Source organism: Pandoraea commovens (assembly GCF_902459615.1).
Lineage (GTDB): Bacteria > Pseudomonadota > Gammaproteobacteria > Burkholderiales > Burkholderiaceae > Pandoraea > Pandoraea commovens.
The window spans coordinates 206,871-226,361 of sequence record NZ_CABPSA010000006.1 but is presented as its reverse complement, the minus strand read 5'-3'; the positions used below and the strand labels follow the sequence as shown (position 1 = coordinate 226,361).

16 protein-coding genes are annotated in these 19,491 nt (G+C 63.5%); 9 read left to right on the top strand and 7 right to left on the bottom strand.

The features are described from left to right. Positions 1-235 precede the first annotated feature (235 nt). The 3 genes from PCO31010_RS18140 to PCO31010_RS18130 all read left to right on the top strand — a co-directional run bounded on the left by PCO31010_RS18140 (position 236) and on the right by PCO31010_RS18130 (position 4,240). Positions 236-1,813: a glucan biosynthesis protein G gene (locus tag PCO31010_RS18140; protein WP_246184677.1), complete on the top strand. Its 1,578-nt coding sequence runs from the start codon at positions 236-238 to the stop codon at positions 1,811-1,813. Positions 1,814-2,163: 350 nt separating this feature from the next. Continuing rightward, positions 2,164-3,543 carry an MFS transporter gene (locus PCO31010_RS18135; RefSeq protein WP_150665480.1) on the top strand — a complete coding sequence of 460 codons (1,380 nt, stop codon included), beginning with the start codon at positions 2,164-2,166 and terminating at the stop codon, positions 3,541-3,543. A 253-nt stretch (positions 3,544-3,796) separates the two neighbouring features. Further along, positions 3,797-4,240, top strand: a complete 444-nt coding sequence (locus PCO31010_RS18130; protein ID WP_150665479.1) for a hypothetical protein — start codon at positions 3,797-3,799, stop codon at positions 4,238-4,240. A gap of 23 nt (positions 4,241-4,263) precedes the next feature. Here the strand turns inward: PCO31010_RS18130 and PCO31010_RS18125 are convergent, their stop codons facing one another. From PCO31010_RS18125 to PCO31010_RS18105, 5 genes are all read right to left on the bottom strand, one after another. Continuing rightward, positions 4,264-4,758, bottom strand: a complete 495-nt coding sequence (locus PCO31010_RS18125) for a MarR family winged helix-turn-helix transcriptional regulator (RefSeq protein WP_150665478.1) — start codon at positions 4,756-4,758, stop codon at positions 4,264-4,266. Positions 4,759-4,767: 9 nt separating this feature from the next. Then, the gene (locus PCO31010_RS18120; RefSeq protein WP_174984904.1) at positions 4,768-5,724 is read right to left on the bottom strand and encodes an alpha/beta hydrolase family protein; all 957 of its coding nucleotides are present in this window, start codon (positions 5,722-5,724) and stop codon (positions 4,768-4,770) included. Positions 5,725-5,965: 241 nt separating this feature from the next. Then, positions 5,966-7,447, bottom strand: a complete 1,482-nt coding sequence (locus PCO31010_RS18115) for a histidine-type phosphatase (protein ID WP_150665477.1) — start codon at positions 7,445-7,447, stop codon at positions 5,966-5,968. Positions 7,448-7,579: 132 nt separating this feature from the next. Further along, positions 7,580-8,407: an IclR family transcriptional regulator gene (locus PCO31010_RS18110; protein ID WP_150665594.1), complete on the bottom strand. Its 828-nt coding sequence runs from the start codon at positions 8,405-8,407 to the stop codon at positions 7,580-7,582. Between the two features lie 29 nt (positions 8,408-8,436). Next, positions 8,437-9,276 (bottom strand): IclR family transcriptional regulator, encoded by an 840-nt coding sequence (locus PCO31010_RS18105; RefSeq protein WP_246184665.1) that lies wholly within the window; start codon positions 9,274-9,276, stop codon positions 8,437-8,439. 256 nt (positions 9,277-9,532) lie between these two features. Here PCO31010_RS18105 and PCO31010_RS18100 point away from each other — a divergent pair, with 256 nt between their 5' ends. The 3 genes from PCO31010_RS18100 to PCO31010_RS18090 all read left to right on the top strand — a co-directional run bounded on the left by PCO31010_RS18100 (position 9,533) and on the right by PCO31010_RS18090 (position 12,626). Beyond that, positions 9,533-10,492 carry an MBL fold metallo-hydrolase gene (locus PCO31010_RS18100; protein ID WP_046290800.1) on the top strand — a complete coding sequence of 320 codons (960 nt, stop codon included), beginning with the start codon at positions 9,533-9,535 and terminating at the stop codon, positions 10,490-10,492. Positions 10,493-10,629: 137 nt separating this feature from the next. After that, positions 10,630-12,363: an FAD-dependent oxidoreductase gene (locus PCO31010_RS18095; RefSeq protein ID WP_150665476.1), complete on the top strand. Its 1,734-nt coding sequence runs from the start codon at positions 10,630-10,632 to the stop codon at positions 12,361-12,363. Between the two features lie 50 nt (positions 12,364-12,413). Beyond that, complete coding sequence (locus tag PCO31010_RS18090) at positions 12,414-12,626, top strand: DUF2783 domain-containing protein (protein WP_150665475.1); 213 nt, start codon at positions 12,414-12,416, stop codon at positions 12,624-12,626. 1,037 nt (positions 12,627-13,663) lie between these two features. Here PCO31010_RS18090 and PCO31010_RS18085 read toward each other — a convergent pair. Then, positions 13,664-14,464 (bottom strand): IclR family transcriptional regulator, encoded by an 801-nt coding sequence (locus PCO31010_RS18085; protein ID WP_150665474.1) that lies wholly within the window; start codon positions 14,462-14,464, stop codon positions 13,664-13,666. A gap of 361 nt (positions 14,465-14,825) precedes the next feature. On the opposite strand from PCO31010_RS18085, the gene PCO31010_RS18080 reads away from it, so the two are divergent. The 3 genes from PCO31010_RS18080 (at position 14,826) to pcaF (ending at position 17,506) form a co-directional block, all read left to right on the top strand. Continuing rightward, on the top strand, positions 14,826-15,500 hold the full coding sequence (locus PCO31010_RS18080; protein ID WP_150665473.1) for a 3-oxoacid CoA-transferase subunit A: 675 nt from the start codon (positions 14,826-14,828) through the stop codon (positions 15,498-15,500). A 24-nt stretch (positions 15,501-15,524) separates the two neighbouring features. Then, positions 15,525-16,175 carry a 3-oxoacid CoA-transferase subunit B gene (locus tag PCO31010_RS18075; protein ID WP_150665472.1) on the top strand — a complete coding sequence of 217 codons (651 nt, stop codon included), beginning with the start codon at positions 15,525-15,527 and terminating at the stop codon, positions 16,173-16,175. Between the two features lie 128 nt (positions 16,176-16,303). Further along, entirely contained in the window at positions 16,304-17,506 is a 1,203-nt protein-coding gene (pcaF, locus tag PCO31010_RS18070) for a 3-oxoadipyl-CoA thiolase (RefSeq protein ID WP_150665471.1), read from the top strand. Positions 17,507-17,667: 161 nt separating this feature from the next. Here pcaF and leuA read toward each other — a convergent pair whose 3' ends face one another. Beyond that, complete coding sequence (leuA, locus tag PCO31010_RS18065) at positions 17,668-19,380, bottom strand: 2-isopropylmalate synthase (RefSeq protein ID WP_150665470.1); 1,713 nt, start codon at positions 19,378-19,380, stop codon at positions 17,668-17,670. Between the last annotated feature and the right edge of the window lie 111 nt (positions 19,381-19,491).

The following is a 19,491-nucleotide window of genomic DNA, read 5'->3' as shown; positions in this document are numbered from 1 at the left end:
TCCAATTGAATGCGACGTGTGGCGCGCGCAGCAGCGTCGTGCACCAGAACGTCTGGGTCGTCGTATCGGCGGGCGTTGCGAGTGCCGCAAAACGTCGAACTCGCAACACGAAGTGCGATACTTTGCCACAATTGGCGTTTTTTGAAAGATTTCTGTGCCTCGATGCGGTATGGCGCCACCCCCGATGTCGGCGCCGAGGCAACCTGCCCCTTCACTTCAGGAGCGACTTTTGGTTTTGTTTTTTCAGATTGCGTCCTGGCGCCGATGCGCATCATGGGTCGCCACGGGTGCCGCCCTGCTGGGTGCCGCGCATGCCAATGCGTTCTCCCTCGATGACGTGACCGCCCGCGCGAAGGCGCTCGCCGACAAGCCCTACACGGCCCCGGCAAGCAACCTCACACCGGCCTTCGCAAAGATGCAGTTCGGCGACTACATCAAGATCCAGCCGCGCCGCGAAGCGTTCGAATGGAACGATCAGCCGACGGCGTTCAAGCTCGGCTTCTATCATCAGGGCATGCAGTTCAGCACGCCGGTGAAGATCAACGAGATCGTCGGCACCGGCGCTAGCGCGAAGATCGACGAGATCAAGTACGACAGCAAGCGCTTCGACTTTGGCGATCTCAAGCTCGACCGCAGCGCCACGCACGACCTGGGCTACGCGGGCTTTCGCGTGCTCTACCCGATCAACGAACCCGGCAAGCTCGACGAAATCATGAGCGTGCTTGGCGCGAGCTATTTCCGCGTGATCGGCAAAGGCCAGATCTACGGTCTGTCCGCGCGCGGTCTTGCCATCGACACCGGACTGCCCATCGCCGAAGAATTCCCGGCGTTTCGCGAGTTCTGGATCGAGCGTCCGAATGCGGGCGACAAGCATCTCGTCTTCTACGCATTGCTCGATTCGAAGCGCGCCACGGGTGCTTATCGCTTCGACCTGACGCCGGGCGAAGACTCGCTGTTGAAGGTGCAGGCACGCGTGTTCATGCGCGATAAGGTGACGAAGCTCGGCGTCGCGCCGCTCACGAGCATGTTCCTGTTCGGACCGAACCAGCAGCGCGATCCGTACAACTTCCGTCCGGCGCTGCACGATTCGAACGGTCTGGCGATTCACGCGGGTAATGGCGAATGGATCTGGCGTCCGCTGAACAATCCGCGCAACGTCGCCATCAGCCAGTTCCAGGTGACCAATCCGCGCGGCTTCGGCCTGCTTCAGCGCGGACGCGATTTCTCGCAATACGAAGACCTGAAGGACCGCTACGATCTGCGCCCGAGTGCGTGGGTCGAGCCGCAGGGCGACTGGGGCAAGGGACATGTCGAACTGGTCGAGCTTCCGTCGCCGGACGAGACCAACGACAACATCGGCGCGTTCTGGACGCCTGATCAACTGCCGCCCAAGGGCACGCCGTTGCAGGCCGACTACAACATCCGCTGGACGATGAACGAGCGCGGCATCGTCGACCGCAATCTGGCATGGGTCAAGCAGACGCTGCGCACCGCAGGCGAGATCACGCAGGCCAATCTGATTCGTCACTTCGACGGCAGCACGGGCCTGATCGTGGACTTCGACGGTGGCCCGCTCGCCACGCTGCCGCCCGGTTCAGTCACATCGCAAATCAGCGTCAGCGATAACGCCACCATCATCGAGCAGACGCTGCAACCGAACCCGGTCACGCACGGCATGCGCCTGAACCTGCGCGTGATGGTCAAGGATCCGGCCAAGGTCGTGGAACTGCGCGCCGCGCTCGTCTCGGGCGGGAAGGCGATCAGCGAGACGTGGAGCTATCAACTCCCGCCTTTCTCCGTCGCTAAGCAATAAGTTGCATTAATGTAGTCCGTGCGGCGGTGTTCTGCCGCCGCACATCTCACCTCTTCCAACACGTCCCTCGCCATAATTAAACAGTCACTTACGAGCGGCGTTTTCTCATGTAAAACCCTAGAAACGTCAAATTCGCCTTGCAGTCGACGTCCGTTTCGCGTTTACTGCATGCACGATATTGCATGAACAGCCACCCATCGCAGGACATAGAGGTGGTCTGCTTCCTTGGTAACGACCTCAGGTCGCGCCGCTGAAGCTCGGCCTCGCTGCCGCGTGCGTCGGTCATAAAGGAATACACAAAGACTCTCCGCGATCCGACGGAGGGCGGATTCGTTTATGGAGACACCCGCATGCGACACATCGACGTACATCATCTGGCCGACGAAGCGCGCTTCAACGGCTATCACGGACGCATCCTGCTCTGGTGCGCGCTCATCATCATCTTCGACGGCTACGACCTCGCGGTCGCGGGCATTGCATTGCCGTCGATCATGAAGGCGATGAACGTCGACGCCACCAGCGCCGGTTTCATGGTCAGCTCGGCCCTGTTCGGCATGATGTTCGGTGCCATCGTGATGGGCATGGTCGCGGACAGCATCGGCCGTCGCAAAGCCATCGCCATCTGCGTCCTGATGTTCTCGCTGTTCACCGCAGCGGCCGGTCTCACGCATGAGCCGATCAGTTTTTCCGTCACCCGCTTTCTGGCAGGCGTCGGCATCGGCGGCGTGATGCCGATTGTCGTGGCGCAGATGACGGAATACTCACCGCGACGTCTGCGCGGTACACTCGTCACGCTCATGTTCTCGGGCTACTCCGTCGGCGGCATGCTCGCAGCACTCCTCGGCAAAGGGCTGATCGAGTCGTACGGCTGGCAGTCCGTGTTTCTCGCGGCCAGTGTTCCGGCGCTGCTCGTGCCGTTCGCGATGAAAGCGCTCCCCGAATCGATGCCGTTCCTCATTCGTAACGGACGTCTCGACACACTCAAGCAAGTCCTCGGCCGCCTCTCGCCGGATTACGTTGCGCAGCCGAGTGACCAGTTCGCACTGCCGGGCACGGACCGCAAGCAAGCCGCGCCGCTCTCGCGTTTGTTCCAGGACGGGCGTGGCTTCAGCACGGTCATGCTGTGGGTCGCGTTCTTCATGTGTCTGTTCATGGTGTACGCGCTCAGCTCGTGGCTTGCGAAGCTCATGGCGAGCGCCGGCTACAGCCTCGGCTCGGCGCTCACCTTCGTGCTCGTTCTGAACTTCGGCGCGATGCTCGGCGCGATCGGCGGCGGCTGGCTGGCCGATCGCTTCAACATCAAATACGTGCTCGTGGGGATGTATGCACTCGCCGCCGTGTCGATCACGTTGCTCGGCGTGAAGGTGCCGACGCCGGTGCTCTTCGTGCTCGTGGGACTGGCCGGTGCGTCGACCATCGGCACGCAGATCGTGACGTACGCCTACGCGGGTCAGTTCTATCCGATGGCAGCACGCAGCACGGGGATCGGCTGGGCTTCCGGCGTGGGACGCAGCGGTGCGATTCTCGCGCCCATCGTGATCGGTGTGCTCGTGAGCATGTCGCTGCCGTTGCAGCAAAACTTTATGGCAATCGCGATTCCCGCCGTCATTGCCGTGATCGCCGTGTTGCTCATCGACCACAAGAAATCGGCGTCGGTGCAGCAGCAGGCAGCGATGCAATCGCAGGGGCATTCGACGGGATTGGCGAACGGCGCGGGAGAACCTGCGTAATCTCGCGCGTCAAGCGTGGTCCGGGTGAATTTTTGCATGCGGGCATGACGGTACGGCGACGTGTCGTCATGCGAAAATGCGCGCCGCAGCGGTCACGGGAACGACTGCGGCTTTCGATGTAGCGGCACGCCGGAGCGGGGCACATTAAAATCAGCCAGGCGCGCACGCGACATACGAAAAAACATTCAACCCGAGCGCCTCAGGCGCCGTTATCCAGATATCCGTCCCAACGGACGATCTGGGGAAGATCAACATGCCGCGTCTCGCTTCGCTGAGTGCTTTCGTGCTGGCCGTTGCCAGTGCCTGCGTCACCCTCTCCGCCGCCGCTGCCACGCCCGACGACGCCCGCGTCGTCCAGCTCTCCACACGGCAGACCGTCGCAACCGACGCCGTGTTCAACGGCCATCCGACAGTCGTCGCTACGCTCGGCGCGGATGCGCTGCGCGATGCCCACGGCAGTTTCGGCGTGAACGTCGCCGCCGGCACGCTCAACGTGCAGTCGAATCAGATCGTGGTGGCGCAAGCGAGCCACGTGTCGATCGACACGACCCAGACGATCCGCAATGCGGCGACGGTGACGGGCGCGACGAACGCATCGCTCGGCGACCGCGCGCTGATGGGTGCCGCAGGCAACATCGGTGTGAACGTGGCGGCGGGTATCGCCAACGCGCAGTCGAACGCGCTGGCGATTCACTGACACCCTACGCCGACGCGTTCGCGTCAGCCTTCTGCCGGGAACTGCTTTTGCAGATTCCCGAGCCAGCGCGCCACGGTGCGAAGCTCGGCTTCGGTGAAATCGTCGTGTAACAGGTCGTTGAGTTCGGCCAGTACGTCGCGCGCACGAGCGATGGCTTTGTGACCGGCGGCCGTGATGCGCAAACGCGTGGCACGGCCATCGTTGGCGTCGGCCCAGCGCGTGAGCAGACCGGCGACGACCATACGGTTCGCCAGCCCCGTCATGGATGACGGGGAAAGTTGCAGCGCCGTACCGACCTCGCCGACGAGCGCGTCCTCGTGATGCAGCAGGTAAAAGAGCACGCCCGCCTGCGCAGCGCTCACACCCGCGTTCTCCGATGAGCGCGCATCTATCCACTGCTGTACGCGACGTTGTCCGACATTGAGCAGGAAGAACAGGCGTCGGTCGGCCGCTTCGGTCGTCGACTTGCTTCGTTTGACAGATTTTTCAGTCGCAGGGGACGCCTGGCGTTTGGGCATGCCGTCTCGTCAGTCTGAGGGATTCGGGATCAAGGGATCGCGGGCGGTCATGCCATCGTCCGTCGACACACCCGCTCCTGTGCGACGCTCCCCGGCATTCACTGCGCCCGTCGACAACAACCAGTCGATGGTTTCCGGCCACGCAAACGCGCCGGAACGCTGGCGGAAGTATCCCATATGCCCGATCGATCCGGTGTCCGAAAGACTTGCCGAAATCTCCCGACGCGTCACGTTCGCGTGACGAAACCGTGATACGAGGATGTCGATGCCCATGGGCGTTGCCCAGAGATCGTCGTCGAAACCGAGCGAGAGGATCGGCGTGCACACGCGAGCGAAACGGGTGTCGGCGTCCAGCGTCGGATCGTCAAAAAAGTAGTTCGGCAGGCGTGTCCAGTCGCTCCATTCGAGCAGAACGTCTTTCGGCAGGTCCTCACCGATGCCGAGGTGGCTGCCCGGCATGTAACCCACCAGACGCGCGAGCGGCGGTGCTAGCCAGTGCATCAGCAGCGTGACGCGTGTGCGTTCGCGACGGTTCGTCACCACGCGCATCGCCCCTGCATGCGATGCCACCTGCACCGCCGCGCGCAGCAGGTTCGAGCTTTCGCACAGTCCGATGGCATGACCGCCAAAACTATGGCCGACGGCATAAAGCGGCAGCGACGGGTAATGGGTGCAAGCCCAACGCGTGACGCCCTCGGCATCCAGATCCGCCCAGTCGCGCATACGCGCCTGAAAACCTCTGAGCGATGACGGACGCGACCCGTCGATGCCCCGGTAGCTGTAGGTGACGGCAATCAAACCGCGCTCGGCAATGTATTTCGCAAACGCGAAGTAAAGCCGCTCCGGCACGGCCGTCGCCGGGTGCACCAGTACAAGGCCCTTCGCAGGCAACTCCTCTGGATACCAGACATGCGCGCCGAGCGGATATCCGTCGACGGCAGGAATCTCAGCAGCAAGTGACGTCACAAAACAACTCCCCGGCACTCGCATTCCCGGGGGGAATGTGCAGCGCCTTTCAGTAACTTAGTTCGAATACACACATAGTTCGCACACGAAGTATATTTTAATTTTTATTTCGCTCACGAAATAAATTAGAAGGAAATGTCCGCGTGACCCGCCATCACGGAATCTGCGCAATAAAAAACGGGAACCGAAGTTCCCGTTTTTCTACCGCGTCGCTCCCGTGGCGCGCTCGTTGCCAAACCTGTCACTGAACGCCCGCCAGACACGCTGGCGACAACGCCGACTTCACGCGTTGCGAGAACGCGGGCCAGCGGCACGCTTTCGCGTCCGGCCCGTCGCTGCAATCGGGCAGCACAAGAGCTACGCGCTTCGCCGGTTCATCCAGCGACAGCGACGTCAGTTCACGCAGTTGCTGCATCGACTGATACACCAGTTCCACGCGAACGAACGGTTCGCCCGCCGGGTTGCGCCACAGTGAGAAGACAAGCGCACCGTCGGGCGGTGTGTTGTCCGGCTGGTCCGGCAATTGCCAGTCGAGCTTCAGCATGCCCGCGAGGTTGGCGAGGTTCGTGTCGTGTCCCGTCAGCACGAAAACACGATTGCCCGTCGGCAGCGCCGGGCCGCGCGCGGCGGGCGTAGGCGTTGCACTCGTCGCTTCGGCACGCGTGAGCGCATCGAGCACTGTCGCGAGCAGTGGTGTGCCGTTCGTCGTGGCGAGATACGGGGTCTTGTTCAGCAGATCGCGCTGCGCGTTATGCGCTTCGAGCAGCAGCGCCCAATCCTTGTCGTCGCGAATGCGTCCCCACGCGACCTGATTGTCGGGCAAGCCCTCGCCCGCTTGCAGCAAGAAAACCTCCGACGCCTTCGCCGCGCTGCCCAGCGCCCCACGCAGCGTCACCCCGCTGCCATCGCCCTCCACACGCAGACGTGTCGGCACCTCCTCCAGCTTGCATCCACCGGGGGCACCGCAGGCAGGACTGTGAGCATAGTCGAGCACCTCGCCCATGCGCGCGAGTGTCGCGCTATAGCGCTTATTGAGACCGGAGACGCCCTCCGGTGCCAGACGCGACTCGATGGCTCCACGCGCCGCCCCCGGATCGAGCGGGCAATCGCCTGCTGCAACCGGTTGGAAGACGGCGTCATACGTCGTGAGATCGGTCTGGTGCGACGTGCGCATGTCGCATCCCGGCGCGATACCCTGCAACAACGCGTTGCCGGATTCGCGCGTGCGCTGATCGATGTCGGCCCATCCGTAGACAGCACCGGGGGACGGGCAGGCGTTCTCCGGCAGTACGCGCCGCGCGCGCAGCCAGTCGCCGTAGTAGCGCCCCATGCGCTCGGACAGCGATCCGCCGCGGGCCGTCAGATAACCGGCGGGCACCGGCCAGCCGGGCCACGCGTCCGGGCTGAGTTTATCCAATGGGGGATGGGCGTGGGTCGGGGATCGCACACCGTGGCGGCTCACGATCACGGTGGAGACGAGGGTCCAGTCGGCGGGCATGCCGTCGATGCGGGCGGCAGACTCGGGCGGCTTTGCAGGGCCCGGCTGCTGCGGGGCCGGTGTCGTGCAGGCGCTCAGTGCGCCCACGACCGTCAGCGCGGCAATGCGTGCCTGCCACCGCGCGCCATTACGCCTGAGCCACCGGCGGACCGGGACACTGTCATTGGAAACGTCGGGGGATCGAACGGGCTCACGGGTCATCACGCGGGTCATGGCAGCAGTCATGGCAACAGGTCGGGGTGACAGGGAAACGAGGGGAACGCGGGTGGCGCCGACGTTCATCTTACCGTGCGTGCGCGTCCCCTCGGCGGCCATCTGCCCGGCGTGGCGGAAATACGTCGCCGTGTGGCGGAGCGACTATGCCGACGCCTCGTCCACGCGCCCCACCGCACCGAATCGCCACGACAACCGATGCGCAGCAGCCCGCAACGCTTGCGAGGGTACGGCGTCTGGCGCGGTTTCGAAACTGCCCGTCGACCCCATCAGCGCAAGTACCAGCGTCACCTCGCCGGTGTGATCGAACACCGGCACCGCAATCGTATCGATGCCGGGCACAGGATTGCTCAGCGCGGTATCGAATTGCTGCTCGCGAATCGCGCTCAGACGCGCGCTGTAGTCGGCAGGCGGCTTCGCCGCACGCCCTTCCGCGCCCAGCCCCGCCATGCGTACCGCCTCTTGCGCGAGGAGTCCGTCGAGCACGGCCTCGGGCAGGAAGGCCGCGAACGTGCGTCCAATGGCCGTGTTCACCAGCGAGAGAACAGTGCCGATGCGCAAGCTCACGTGCTGCGGACGCATCGCCTCTTCCAGACGCACGACCGTCGGCCCCACCGGCCCCAGGACCGCCATCGCGGCCGACAGCCCTGTCGCCTGCGCAAGCGCCAGAATTTCCGGCTCGGCTTCGCCGGTCGGCGACAGCCGCTGCAACGCCATCAGCCCGAGATCCAGACTCAGCGCGCCCGCTTCGAAATTGCCGTTTTCGTCGCGCGAGAGCAGACCCGCCCGCTGTAGGCTGACGAGATGCGGATGCGCCTTCGCGGCCGCCATTCCGGCTTCGCGCGCGAGCGCGTTGAGCGGCAGCGGACGTCCCGCAGCCACCAGTGCCTCGAGCAACACGCCCGTGCTCTCCAGCGCCTGAATGCCGCGTTGCGGCTTGGCGGCACCACTGCCCATCGCTTCCTTTTCCATCTTGGGTTCGCTACGGTTTCGGGGCGCGCTCATGCCGCCACCTCGCCGTCGTTGCCCGACGTCCCGATCTGCGCTGCGATGGCGGCGGCCGTCGCGCGCAACGCGTTCGCAGCGGCACCGTCCCACGCGACGTCGAGCGCCGCCGTCGGACCGATGGCCGTGAGCGCGAGGCGCAAACGCCCGCTCGCGTCGAACACCGGCGCACACAGACTGCTCACCGACGGGCTGGGCGTATTCACGCTGCGCGACATGCCGTGCTCTCGCGTCTCGTCCAGCAAGGTGTCGAAGCGCGCCCGCTCTGCCGCATCGCCCGCCATCTGTTCACGCCATACCGGTGGCCATTGCGTCTGCGGTGTAAAGGCGCAAAACGCGCGGCCTGTCGACGTCGTCGTCAACGACATGACCGAGCCCACGTGCAAATTCACATGCAACGGAAACGCCGCCCGTTCGAAATGCACGACGACTGGCCCTTGCGGCGCGCTGGTGCAAATCGCCACGCAGAAGCCCGTCTCGCGCGCCAGCGCCACCACACGTGGCACGGCGGCGCGGTACGCCGGGTCGTTTTCGAGATGCAGGAGCGCGAGGCGTAGCGTCATCGGTCCCGGCGCGTAATCGCCGGACATGGGATCGCGCTTGAGCAAACCCAGTCGCGTGAGACTTACCAGATACGGATGCGCCTGCGCAGGCGGCAGCCCCGCAAGCGTGGCGATATCGCCGGGGCCCAGCGGGCGGCGTGCCTGCCCTAGCGCTTGAAGCACGCGCGCTGCAACGTCCACGCTTTGCACACCACGCGAAGCGCGGCCGGGCTGGCCTGCGCCTTGCCTGCCGTCAGTCGCGTCGGTCGTGCCGTCCATCGGAATTCGATTCATGCAGTTCTGGGAGCCGCGCTCCCTCGGGAAAATGGCCTAGATTTTAAACGGGTCGGCAGCGAGATTCCCGGACAACCGTCCAATGCCGCAGGGTTAACCCGAGACCCGCCGCGCTGAAAACCCGCTTCGATCACTCATGTCGCAACATTAGCAAATAACAATCAGATTTGTCATTGACAAATAATCCGAGCGTTTCGTAAGATGCCCTCATCCAGCAGCACCATCCCCGCAGACGAGATAAGAGAGAGAGACAAGCATGGCCAAAGCATTCGCCTCGCAAGCCGACCTGGAAGCCAAGAAGGTCACGTTCACCCAACTGTCGGAAAACACCTGGGCCTACACCGCCGAGGGCGACCCGAACTCGGGCGTCATCATCGGCGACGACGGCGTGATGATCGTCGACACGACGGCCACGCCTGCCATGGCGCAGGACCTGATCGCCAAGATCCGCACCATCACCGACAAGCCGATCAAGTACGTCGTGCTCTCGCACTACCACGCGGTGCGCGTGCTCGGTGCGTCGGCCTACTTCGCCGAAGGCGCACAGCAGATCATCGCCAGCCGCGGCACGTACGAGATGATCGTCGAGCGCGGCGAAGCCGACATGAAGTCGGAGATTGAGCGCTTCCCGCGTCTGTTCGCCGGTGTCGAGACGGTGCCCGGCCTCACGTGGCCGACGCTCGTCTTCGAAAAGGAAATGACGTTGTTCCTCGGCAAGCTCGAAGTGAAGATCGCACACCTCGGTTCGGGTCACACGAAGGGCGACACCGTGGTGTGGCTGCCGTCGCAGAAGGTGCTGTTCTCGGGCGACCTCGTCGAGTACGACGCCGCCTGCTACACCGGTGACGCACAACTCGCCGAATGGCCGGCTACGCTCGACGCACTCGCCGCGCTGGGTGCAGAGAAGCTCGTGCCGGGTCGCGGCCCTGCGCTGACCACGCCCGACGAAGTCGCCAAGGGCCTCGCCTACACCAAGGATTTCGTGACGACGCTGTTCGAAGCGGGCAAACAAGCCGTCGAACAGAAGCTGGATCTGAAGGGCGCGATGGCGCTCACGCGTAGCCAGATGGATCCGAAGTTCGGCCACGTCTTCATCTACGAACACTGCCTGCCGTTCGACGTGACGCGCGCCTTCGACGAAGCGTCCGGCATCACGCATCCGCGTATCTGGACGGCGCAGCGCGACAAGGAAATGTGGGCCGCGCTGCAGAACTGAGTTCGCAGCGTTGGTTACGGGCGCAGCCAAGGACGCTGCGTCCGCAATAGATAGCAATCAGCAGTCAAAGCAAAAGTAGAAAAACGTCACCCGTCGGTGCCTGTGCGCCGGTGAGGTGCCGACGATGGAGACTTTGCATGAGCAGCATCGATTACCAGCGCCTGACGTTCGATTACCAAGCGTGCGCCGAGCAAGCCGAGCACGCCACGTCCGTCACGCATCCCGTCATCGTGGTCGGTGCAGGCCCGATCGGTCTGGCCACCGCAATCGACCTCGCGCAGCAGGGCGTGTCCGTGATCGTGCTCGACGACGATTGCACGCTCTCGACCGGCTCGCGCGCCATCTGTTTCGCCAAGCGCACGCTCGATATCTTCGACCGTCTGGGTTGCGGCGAGCGCATGGTGGAAAAAGGCGTGCGCTGGAACGTAGGCCGCGTGTTCCTGCGCGACCAGGAGGTCTACAACTTCGATCTGCTACCCGAAGCGGGTCATCATCGTCCGGCCTTCATCAACCTTCAGCAGTATTACGTCGAAGGCTATCTGTTCGAGCGCGCACGCGAGCTGCCGAACATCGAGATCCGCTGGAAGAACAAGGTCGTCGGTCTCACGCAGCAGGGCACGCCCGGCTCGGCGGATGCGAGCGTCACACTCACGGTCGAGACGCCGGATGGCGAGTATCAGACGACCGCGCGTTACGTCGTTGCAGCCGACGGCTCACGTAGCCCCGTGCGCAAGCTGATCGGCGTCGACAGTCACGGACGCACGTTCAAGGACCGCTTCCTGATTGCCGACGTGAAGATGACGGCGGACTTCCCCGCCGAGCGCTGGTTCTGGTTCGACCCGCCCTTCCATCCGAATCAGTCGGTGTTGCTGCATCGTCAGCCGGACGACGTCTGGCGCATCGATTTCCAATTGGGATGGGACGCCGACCCGGTCGCCGAGAAAGCCCCCGAGCGTGTCATCCCGCGCGTGCAGGCGTTGCTCGGCCCCGATGCGAAGTTCACGCTGGAATGGGTCAGCGTCTATACGTTCTCGTGTCTGCGCATGGACGACTTCCGGCACGGTCACGTGCTGTTCGCGGGCGACTCCGCGCATGGCGTGTCGCCGTTCGGTGCACGCGGGGCCAACAGCGGCGTGCAGGACGCCGAGAACCTCGCGTGGAAGCTCGCGCTGGTGCTGGCCGGTCAGGCACCCGATACGCTGCTCGACACTTACGCTCGCGAGCGTGAGTACGCCGCCGACGAGAACATCCGCAACTCCACCCGCTCCACGGATTTCATTACGCCGAAGAGCCCGGTGTCGCGCGTGTTCCGCGACGCTGTGCTAACGCTCGCCCGCGATCATGCGTTTGCGCGTCAACTGGTCAATAGCGGACGTCTGTCCGTGCCCGCCGTGTTGCACGAGTCGACGCTGAACACCGCGGAGACTGACACGTTCGCCGGCCGCATGATGCCTGGTGCTGCCTGTGTCGATGCACCGCTCGCGCGTCACGGTCAGGAAGGCTGGCTGCTGCCGCGTCTGGGCGGACGCTTCGTCGCGCTCGTGTTCGGTGCGCCGTCGTCGCTCGATGCGGCGTCGCTCGCCTCGCTCGAAGCCTTGTCAGGCGACAGCGTGCCGGTGATACCGGTGTTCGTCACGCCGGATCTCGAAGCCGCATGCGATACCCACGACATGCACAGCGTCTGGCACGACACGCAGGGACTTGCCGCGCAGCGTTACGACGCCGCGCCCGGCACGGTGTATCTGATTCGTCCCGACCAGCACGTGTGTGCGCGCTGGCGTTCGGTCGACGCGACGGCCATCGCTGCCGCACGCGAACGTGCGCTCGGGCGCACCGCACCGGAAGTCGCGCCACTGCAATGCGCAGCATGAGTGCGTGACAGCAATCCGACGACACAAGTAAAGCAGGAAGGAGACACTTCATGGCACTCGACACTCAACCGCGACTCACGCGTCCCGACGACTTCTACGAGGCGCTCATCGACATGCATCGCGATCTCGACGACGCGCAAAGTCAGGCAGCGAACGCGCAATTGATTCTGTTGCTCGCCAATCAGGTTGGCGATCACGACACGCTGCTCTCGGCGATTCGTCTTGCGCGCGCCGGGGTGCTCGGCAACGTAGCGGTGGCATAACACTCGGAGGACCAGGAAGCGAGTGCCGAGTTGAGTCTGGACAAGGCGCTCTTGCAGGATTTCGCCACACGCAAATGGCCTCGCCCGAGCTGGGAAGGCAAACCGTGTGCTACACACCGGTTGCTGGCAGTTCCCAAGCGTCGGGCGTATGGGCCGATCAAGCAAGCGCACAGCACTTACTACTACCGCAGTGCGAAGGATTCCCAGACAGCGTTGCGAGCCGTATGCGCGAGATTACGCATACCTGGGTTCGCTACAACTATCGGCGTCTTCTTTTGGCCAGCGCGTAGCATTGGCTGCGCAATTCGCTGTCACTAATGCTCGAGCAATCACTATCGTCTCCCTGCCTCCCAAAACAGTATGCGCGCTGATCGTTATCCTTGATGAAATAGCAACTGCCTCCCTCCAGCTCCGCACGGCATATCGCGGCCAGGTTGCCGTCACTGATGCTCTCGCACTGACCAAGTCCCTCTCTCGCGTTGCAGTACGCTCGCTGATCGCTATCCTGTATTGCCGAGCAATCACTCTGCGCAAAAGCCAGGCTCGATGCACCGAGCATCAGCATTGCGAGGCAAATATGGCGATTTTTCATAGTCCTCGTCTCCGACTATTTCAAAGCTATATTCCGAAGCGATTACCTCCAGTGGGCCACAACCATGCTGAGTCACGTTACACGGCACATGTCCCACAAGCCCGCGTTCTAGACGTGATCTAACCCGCAGACGAAGGCGCAATGCCGGTTCTGTCGCGGGCACCGGTGATATTTGCCCGCCCACAGACCGCCACAAATTGAGCATATGGTCGTGGCCGTCCGCACCAACGAAGAATCCCAAAAGTCTTTGAATTGAGTGGACCGAATCCTATTCCACAGGAACGTTCCGGAATGCTTGTTTACGGTGTGCTTGTGCTGTGGACAGCGATGTGATTTGCGCTCCCTGCAGAGTCGGGCAGCGCTGAGAGAAATGCGGTCGTCCCACGTCAGTCAAGCGCTTCCGATATCCCCCGATGAAAGCCTCGCGATGCTACGTGGGCGCCCGTTACACCACCACCATCTGCGAAATCTTCTGCGCGGCCTGTTGCAGCGGCGCGAGGAACTTCGCTTCCATCTCGGCGGCCGACGTCCGGTTCGCCTGACCACTGACGTTCATGGCGGCGATCACCTGCCCACCGCGATTGCGGATCGGCGCAGCAATCGAAATTAGTCCCTCTTCCAGTTCCTGATCGACGAGCGCCCAGCCCTTTGCGCGCACGTCGAGAATTCGCGCGCGTAGCGTGTCGATGTCGGTGACGGTGCGTCCGGTGTACTGACGCAGATCGGCGCGGCGAAGGATGGCGTCGAGTTCGTCGTCCGGTAATGCGGAGAGCATCACGCGGCCCATCGACGTGCACCACGCTGGCAGACGGCTGCCGATGGAGAGGTTGATCGACATGACTTTGCGTACAGGCACCCGCAGCACATAGACGATGTCGTCGCCGTCGAGCACCGACGCCGAGCTGCTTTCCTGCACCTCCTGGACCAGCGCCTCCATGAACGGCTCGGCCAGATTCCACAGCGGCATCGACGTCAGATAGGAGAAGCCGAGGTCAAGAATGCGCGGCGTGAGACGAAACAGACGCCCTTCGCTGCGCACGTAACCCAGTGCTTCGAGCGTGAGCAGAATGCGCCGCGCTCCGGCGCGCGTGAGACCGGACGCCTGTGCCACTTCGGAGAGCGTCTGCGCCGGGCGCGCTGCGTTGAACGCCTTGACCACCGCCAGCCCGCGCGCAAACGACTGTACATAGGAGTCACCCGGCTTCTTATCGGTCGCATCGGGGGTGTCGTTCGTCGCTGGGGTCATTGGTCAGTGAAAGTCGGTGAAAGTTGAGCTTTGCGTGAACGGCAAGCGTAATGGATTTGCGCCGCCGGTTCTACCGTGCGCATTCGGCTCGCTCAAGTCTCACTCACGTCCGTCTCTGGGCCTTTTCGCACCGAGCGCATCGCAAAGACTCCGGGCAGCCCCTCGCTTGACGCCCAACGACGGAAGGCTTACGCTGTTCTTATAGCGAATATTTGTTCGCTATAAGAACATTGTGAACCAGACGATGCCGCCGCACAAGACGTCATCGCCCGGAGACAGCCACCGGAAACGCGATTGCAAAGCGTGTTCATCCGGTTGGAATGCGGATTTGCGAATTGACGGAAATGCCCAGGAGGCACGTGTGATCAACAAGATTTACGACTCGCTCGCCAGCGCGGTCGCGGACGTCCACGACGGCGCGACGATCATGATTGGCGGCTTCGGCAACGCCGGGATGCCCTCGGCGCTCATCGACGCCCTGATCGAACAAGGCGCTCGCGACCTGACCATCGTCAACAACAACGCTGGCAACGGCGAAACGGGCCTCGCCGCGCTGCTCAAGGCCGGACGCGTGCGCAAGATCATTTGCTCATTCCCGCGTCAGACCGACTCGCAGGTGTTCGACGGTCTTTACCGCGCTGGCAAGATCGAACTGGAACTGGTGCCGCAAGGCAACCTCGCCGAGCGCATTCGTGCCGCAGGCGCGGGCATCGGCGGATTCTTCACACCGACCGGCTACGGCACGCTGCTCGCCGAAGGTAAGGAGACGCGCGTGATCGACGGCAAGTCGTACGTGCTCGAATCGCCTATCCACGCCGACTTCGCGCTCATCAAGGCGCTCAAGGGCGACCGCTGGGGCAACCTCGTGTATCGCAAGACCGCCCGCAATTTCGGTCCGATCATGGCCACGGCGGCGAAGTGCGCCATCGTTCAGGTGAGCGAAGTCGTCGAACTCGGCGAACTCGATCCGGAAGCCGTGGTGACACCCGGCATCTTCGTGCAGCGTGTGGTCGCCGTGCCGCCCGCCACCGCCTGATCCCCATCTGAACCGGAGCAAGACATGAATCGACTGACCCGCGACCAGATGGCCGCCCGCGTCGCCCAGGATATTCCCGACGGCGCTTATGTGAACCTCGGCATCGGCCTGCCCACGGCAGTAGCGAACCATCTGCCCGCCGAGAAAGAGATCATTCTCCAGAGCGAGAACGGCGTGATCGGCATGGGCCCGGCCCCTGCCAAGGGTGAAGAGGACGAAGACCTCATCAACGCAGGTAAGCAACCCGTCACGCTCAAGCCGGGCGGTGCCTACTTCCACCACGCCGACTCGTTCGCGATGATGCGTGGCGGCCACCTCGACTTCTGCGTGCTGGGCGCGTTCCAGGTCTCGAAGACCGGCGACCTCGCCAACTGGCACACGGGTGCACCCGATGCGATTCCGGCCGTTGGCGGTGCGATGGACCTCGCGAGCGGCGCGAAGCAGGTGTTCGTGATGATGGAACACCAGACCAAGCAGGGCGAGAGCAAGATCGTCGAGCAGTGCACGTATCCGCTCACCGGCGTGGGCTGCGTCACGCGCATCTACACCGACCTCGCGGTCATCGACGTGACGCCCGACGGGCTGCGCGTCGTCGATATGGTCGAAGGCCTCGCGTTCGACGAACTACAACGCCTGACCGGTGTGACGCTGCTGCCGTCACCGGCCGTTGCCTGACACTGCGCAAGACACCTTCGCCGGGACATCCCATGATGTGACCGGCGATTTTTTGACGTAAGCGCGGTCCCCGCCATGACCGGCCAGCCTTCACGTCAGACGTTCCATCCATTCGGTGAGGTAGACAAATGAGTGAAGTCTTCATCTGCGACGCGATTCGCACCCCTATCGGCCGCTACGGCGGCGCACTGTCGTCGGTGCGTGCCGACGATCTCGGCGCAATCCCCCTCAAGGCGCTCATGGCGCGCAACGCGAACGTCGACTGGACGCAAGTCGCCGACGTGATCTACGGCTGCGCCAATCAGGCGGGCGAGGATAACCGCAACGTGGCGCGCATGTCGTCGCTGCTCGCCGGTCTGCCGCAGGACGTGCCGGGTGCGACGATCAACCGTCTGTGCGGCTCGGGCATGGACGCCATCGGCACCGCCGCGCGCGCCATCAAGGCAGGCGAAGCGGGTCTGATGATTGCGGGCGGCGTGGAAAGCATGAGCCGTGCGCCGTTCGTGATGGGCAAGGCAGCCAGTGCGTTTTCGCGTCAGGCGGAGATGTACGACACGACCATCGGCTGGCGTTTCGTCAATCCGCTGATGAAGGCGCAGTACGGGGTGGATTCGATGCCCGAGACGGGCGAGAACGTGGCGACGGATTTCGGCATCAGCCGCGAAGATCAGGATCGCTTTGCGGTGCGCTCGCAGGAGAAGGCGGCGCGCGCTCAGGCAAACGGCACGCTGGCCGAGGAAATCACGCCGGTGTCCATCGCCCAGAAGAAGGGCGAAGCGATCATCGTGGATCGCGACGAACACCCGCGTGCGACGAGCATGGAAGCGCTCGCCAGACTTAAGGGCGTGGTACGCCCTGATGGCACCGTGACCGCCGGTAACGCTTCTGGCGTCAACGACGGCGCCTGCGCTCTGCTGCTGGCAGACGAGGCGAGTGCGGCGCGCTATGGCCTGACGCCGCGTGCCCGTGTGTTGGGCATGGCGACGGCAGGGGTGGCACCGCGCATCATGGGCATCGGTCCGGCTCCCGCAACGCAAAAACTGCTCGCGCGGCTCGGTATGTCGCTCGATCAGTTCGACGTGATCGAACTCAACGAAGCGTTTGCGAGCCAGGGCCTGGCCGTGTTGCGACAACTCGGCGTGGCCGACGACGATCTGCGCGTCAATCCGAACGGTGGCGCCATTGCGTTGGGCCATCCGCTCGGCATGAGCGGCGCACGTCTGGTGACGACGGCGATGTATCAACTGGCGCGTACGGGTGGTCGCTTTGCGCTGTGTACGATGTGCATTGGGGTCGGCCAAGGCATCGCTATCGCCATCGAAGCGGTGTAATACAGCACCACCGCCGATGTTTTCGGGCCGGGAGTGCGTGCGGTCACCGGTAAGTTCCGCCACGCCGCTCCCGATGTCCCGCCCGCACGATCAGTGCGGGACGGGACGCTTCTGCCCAATGTCTCCTTCAGTCCTTCCTGTCGTTCCTTAGCGTTCGCTGCTCAGACAGCCTTCGCCACGTCACGCATGACGGCGTCGAAGAACTTGCCTTGTGCGTCAGCATCGCTGCGTGCGTAGGCACGGTTGATGCCGCTGATGACCGCACGGATCGAGGCCGTCGTCAGATTCGCGTCGATACCCACACCGAACGCGCTACCCACAATCGTTTCGCCCGCCATTTCCGCGATGGCGATGGCACGTGCGTCTGCGCCTTGCGTCAGCGCGCGCTCTTCGTAGTGCTGCACGCGAACCGGCGTGCGCATGGCGTTCATCAACGCGTCGAGCGGACCGTTACCGGCACCCGACACCGTCGTGCGCTGGCCATGCACGTCGATGGTCACGGCGATGTGCTGACGGCCGTCGCGCTCGGAGAGCGTGTGGGCAACATAAGCCACCGGATCCGTCGACGCCACGTATTCCTTCTGGAACAGTTGCCAGATCTGCGAGGCGGTGACTTCCGCGCCCGTCTCGTCGGTGTAGCGCTGTACGGCCGAGCTGAAGTCGACTTGCAGGCGACGCGGCATTTGCACGCCGTACGTCTGCTCCAGCAAGTAAGCGATACCGCCCTTGCCCGACTGGCTGTTCACGCGAATGATCGAGTCGTACGTGCGGCCGAGATCGCTCGGATCGATGGGGAGATACGGTACTTCCCAGACGGCATCGGGCTTCTGCGCGGCGAGGCCCTTCTTGATGGCGTCCTGGTGCGAGCCGGAGAACGCGGTGAACACGAGATCGCCGACATACGGGTGACGCGGGTGCACCGGCAACTGCGTGCATTCTTCCGACGTGCGAGCGATTTCGTTGATGTTCGAGAAGTCGAGGCCCGGATCGACGCCCTGCGTGTACAGATTCAGACCGAGCGTGACGAGATCGACGTTACCCGTACGCTCGCCATTGCCGAAGAGGCAGCCTTCGATGCGATCGGCACCGGCCATCACGGCCAGCTCGGCGGCGGCGACAGCCGTGCCACGGTCGTTGTGCGGGTGAACGGAGAGGATCAGTGAGTCGCGACGCGCGAGGTTGCGGTGCATCCACTCGATTTGGTCGGCGTAGTAGTTCGGCGTGCCGATTTCGACGGTCGCGGGCAAGTTGACGATGCACTTGCGCTCAGGCGTCGGCTGCCATACGTCGAAGACGGCGTCGCAGACTTCCTTGGCGAAATCGAGTTCGGTGCCCGTGAACGTCTCCGGGCTGTATTGCAACGTCCATTGCGTTTCCGGCGCAGCGTCAGCGCAGCGCTTGATCGTCTTGGCGGCGGACACGGCGAGGGCCTTCACACCCGGCTGGTCGAGATTGAAGACGATGCGGCGGAATTCGGGGGCCGTGGCGTTGTAGAGGTGAACGATGGCGCGCGGTGCGCCCTTGAGCGAGGCGAAGGTGCGTTCGATGAGGTCGTCGCGGGCTTGCGTGAGCACTTCGATGGTGACGTCGTCGGGAATGTGACCGCCTTCGATCAGCTCGCGCACGAAGTTGAAATCGGTGTCGGAGGCCGACGGGAACGCCACTTCGATTTCCTTGAAGCCAATGGCGACGAGCGTCTTGAACATGCGCATCTTGCGCTGGGCGTCCATCGGCTCGAAGAGCGCCTGATTACCGTCGCGCAGGTCGGTGCTCATCCAGATCGGGGCACGCGTGATAGTGCGGCTCGGCCACTGTCGGTCGGGGATGTTGACGGGGGCAAAAGGACGGTACTTCGTAGCGGGGTTCTTCAACATGGCGGGTCTCGATTGTCAGCAAAAGTGTCAACCGGACGACGCACAGACGCAGATAAGCTACGACCTCCGGTTGGATGAACCGGGGCTCAGGTCGGCGTAACTGGGGAAAAT

Bases quoted from the DNA above. Each gene is read 5' to 3' on its own strand.
- PCO31010_RS18115 (WP_150665477.1), bottom strand. From the start codon at position 7,447: ATGACTGCTGCCATGACCCGCGTGATGACCCGTGAGCCCGTTCGATCC.
- PCO31010_RS18135 (WP_150665480.1), top strand. From the start codon at position 2,164: ATGCGACACATCGACGTACATCATCTGGCCGACGAAGCGCGCTTCAAC.
- leuA (WP_150665470.1), bottom strand. From the start codon at position 19,380: ATGTTGAAGAACCCCGCTACGAAGTACCGTCCTTTTGCCCCCGTCAAC.
- PCO31010_RS18105 (WP_246184665.1), bottom strand. From the start codon at position 9,276: ATGAATCGAATTCCGATGGACGGCACGACCGACGCGACTGACGGCAGG.
- PCO31010_RS18095 (WP_150665476.1), top strand. From the start codon at position 10,630: ATGAGCAGCATCGATTACCAGCGCCTGACGTTCGATTACCAAGCGTGC.
- pcaF (WP_150665471.1), top strand. From the start codon at position 16,304: ATGAGTGAAGTCTTCATCTGCGACGCGATTCGCACCCCTATCGGCCGC.
- PCO31010_RS18125 (WP_150665478.1), bottom strand. From the start codon at position 4,758: ATGCCCAAACGCCAGGCGTCCCCTGCGACTGAAAAATCTGTCAAACGA.
- PCO31010_RS18090 (WP_150665475.1), top strand. From the start codon at position 12,414: ATGGCACTCGACACTCAACCGCGACTCACGCGTCCCGACGACTTCTAC.
- PCO31010_RS18075 (WP_150665472.1), top strand. From the start codon at position 15,525: ATGAATCGACTGACCCGCGACCAGATGGCCGCCCGCGTCGCCCAGGAT.
- PCO31010_RS18100 (WP_046290800.1), top strand. From the start codon at position 9,533: ATGGCCAAAGCATTCGCCTCGCAAGCCGACCTGGAAGCCAAGAAGGTC.
- PCO31010_RS18085 (WP_150665474.1), bottom strand. From the start codon at position 14,464: ATGACCCCAGCGACGAACGACACCCCCGATGCGACCGATAAGAAGCCG.
- PCO31010_RS18110 (WP_150665594.1), bottom strand. From the start codon at position 8,407: ATGGAAAAGGAAGCGATGGGCAGTGGTGCCGCCAAGCCGCAACGCGGC.
- PCO31010_RS18130 (WP_150665479.1), top strand. From the start codon at position 3,797: ATGCCGCGTCTCGCTTCGCTGAGTGCTTTCGTGCTGGCCGTTGCCAGT.